The 2,400-nt window shown below is 55.7% G+C and carries 1 protein-coding gene and 1 pseudogene; one reads left to right on the top strand and one right to left on the bottom strand.

Annotated elements, in window-relative coordinates; translation table 11 throughout:
• The first annotated feature begins 352 nt into the window (after positions 1-352).
• Positions 353-1,550 (top strand): annotated as a pseudogene (locus ANI01nite_RS16555) (IS110 family RNA-guided transposase).
• A gap of 50 nt (positions 1,551-1,600) precedes the next feature.
• Here the strand turns inward: ANI01nite_RS16555 and ANI01nite_RS16550 are convergent.
• On the bottom strand, positions 1,601-2,179 hold the full coding sequence (locus ANI01nite_RS16550; RefSeq protein ID WP_141359356.1) for an NAD(P)H-dependent oxidoreductase: 579 nt from the start codon (positions 2,177-2,179) through the stop codon (positions 1,601-1,603).
• Positions 2,180-2,400 lie beyond the last annotated feature (221 nt).

Genomic DNA, 2,400 nt, shown 5'->3' with positions numbered 1-2,400 from the left:
TCTAATATTGGCGATTTGTCCAGCAAATCTCTCATGAGCCACGCGAACACTTAGTTGCGGTCAGCCTTTTATTATGTCACTGCAAGGGTTCAGGCTGCTGCGCGTTACCTTGTTGATAGCTCCTCAATCAGAGAATGATAGGAGCTGTCGGCCAACCAGTCCCGGCATGGTGTCTTGCCCCTGTCTTCAATGATCCGGGGCGTTGTCACCGGGGCTGGAAGGCAGCGAGGAGATTGCTAAGCAGGGGCACGACGCCAACAATATTGGACGTCAGTCGTAACGTGGATGTATGACTTTGCTACGGGTCGCTGGCCGACTTTGAACACCGTACTAGTTCAAAGGAGCTCTAGTCATGAAAACCACTGATGTCGAGATCTTCCTCGGTTTGGACGTCGAGAAAACCGAACATTGGGCCTGTGCTCTGGCTGCGGACGGCACCAAAAACTGGAACAAGATGCTACCTAATGACGAAGCCAAACTCACCAGTATTTACCAAGAACTCTCCACCCGAGGCGCCGTGCTCGTGGTCGTGGACCAGCCGGCCACCATTGGCGCCCTGGCCGTAGCAGTGGCCCAAGACCTGGGAATCAGCGTTGCTTACCTGCCTGGACTGACGACGCGACGTATCGCAGACATGTATCATGGCACCGCGAAGACCGATGAGAAGGACGCATTCATCATCGCTGACGCGGCCCGGAACACGCCACACACGCTGCGCAGCATCCAAGTCTCGGACGAGGATGAAGCCACGCTGGGCACGCTGACCCGTTTCGATCTGGACCTCGCCCGGCAAATTACCCAGACCAACAACAGGATCCGTGGCCTGTTCACCCAGATCCACCCGGCTTTGGAAAGGGTCATCGGCCCCCTGGCCGGAGCATGACCCTGTACTTGAGGTCCTGGCGTCTTGGCCTACCCCGGCAGCATTGAAGAATGCCGGGCAGGCACGAGTTGATGCCAAGCCAAAGAAGCACGGGGCGCGTCGCCACACCGCCTGGACCGCCATTTTATTCGAAGCCCTGGCAACCCAGTACGTGCTGGTTGCCGGCGCTGACGCCGCCGGCCTGGTGATCCCTCACCTCGCCCGGCAGCTGATCGCGTTGCACACCCAACGAGCGGACGTCGCCGGTCACCTGGAAAAGATGGTGGAGGCCCACCCTCTTTTTCCAGTCCTGACATCAATGCCAGGGGTCGCCGTCAGGACTGCCGCGATCGTGATTGCCGAGATCTCTGGCAAGGAGTTTACCAGCGCTGCCGCGCTGGCTTCCTTCGCAGGATTAGCACCAACCACGAGCCAGTCGGGAACCTCGATCAAGTCTGAACGCGTCAGCCTTGAAGGCAACAAACGACTGAAACGGGCACTGTTCCTTTCGGCATTCGCATCGATTCGTTTTAACTCCGTCAGCAGAGCTCATTACGGCTGGAAACGTGCCCAAGGCAAACGGCATAACCAGACGTTGATTGCGTTGGCCCACCGCCGGTTGGTGCTCCTGTTCGCGATGCTTCGTGATGGAACTTTTTACGATGTTCCGGTGCCTGCGAATGCTTGACAAAGAACATAGGGCCCCCACGAAAACCAACGAGTCGGTGAAAGGTGAGACTAATTGGACTCCACTAGCTGTTTTCTGCATTCTTCAGTGGCGGTACGAATTCTCTCGAGAACCTCGGTCACCTGTCCAACGACTTCCGCATCGTCCTTCGGGTGGACCTCAGCAAACCGGACTAAGGAGTTCGGGATGGAAAGCTTGGCGGTCTCGAGAACGTAACCGCCTGCGATGTCCACTGCTTTGCGTGCTTCGTCCTGGGACCCCTTCCCTCCGCTCCGGCCAGCTGCCGTACCAATGACAGCGGTCGGCATGTTGGAAACAGCGCTGGCTCCAAACGGACGAGAAAGCCAGTCAATGGCGTTCTTTAAGACTGCTGGGATGGTTCCGTTGTATTCCGGGGAGACCAGCAACAAGGCATCCGCAGCTTCAGCAGCGGTACGCAGTTTGATGGCGGAAAAAGGAACCTGCCCTTCGACGTCGATATCTTCGTTATAAAAGGGGAGGGTCTCGAGACCTTCGAAGATCTCCACGGCCATGCCCGCGGGGGAATTAGCGATCGTAGCTTCAGCCAGCTGGCGGTTAGTGGAATCGCGGCGCAATGATCCAATGAGGGTCAAAACGTTGGTTGCCATAGGTTGCTCCTCTACTAAAGATGACATACTCCATTCAACCTATTGATTCCTTGTCTCATCCGAAATAGTACGACTGTATATAAATTTTTGTTATTTCATGCATTCGTTCATCTTTTGTCCCCTTGTCACCTGATTTGTCCTGTTCAATTCGTCCTCCTTGATACCTTTTAGTAGCTCGGTAACCGGACATCCTGATGAAAGATTGGGGTTGCTGGGCTGAC

Source organism: Glutamicibacter nicotianae, assembly GCF_006539525.1.
Classification (GTDB): Bacteria; Actinomycetota; Actinomycetes; order Actinomycetales; family Micrococcaceae; genus Glutamicibacter; species Glutamicibacter nicotianae.
Note: the sequence above shows the minus strand (reverse complement) of the source record. Positions and strands in the feature narration are given on the sequence as shown.

Coding starts and splice junctions, on each gene's coding strand:
- ANI01nite_RS16550 (WP_141359356.1), bottom strand. CDS start 2,179: ATGGCAACCAACGTTTTGACCCTCATTGGATCATTGCGCCGCGATTCC.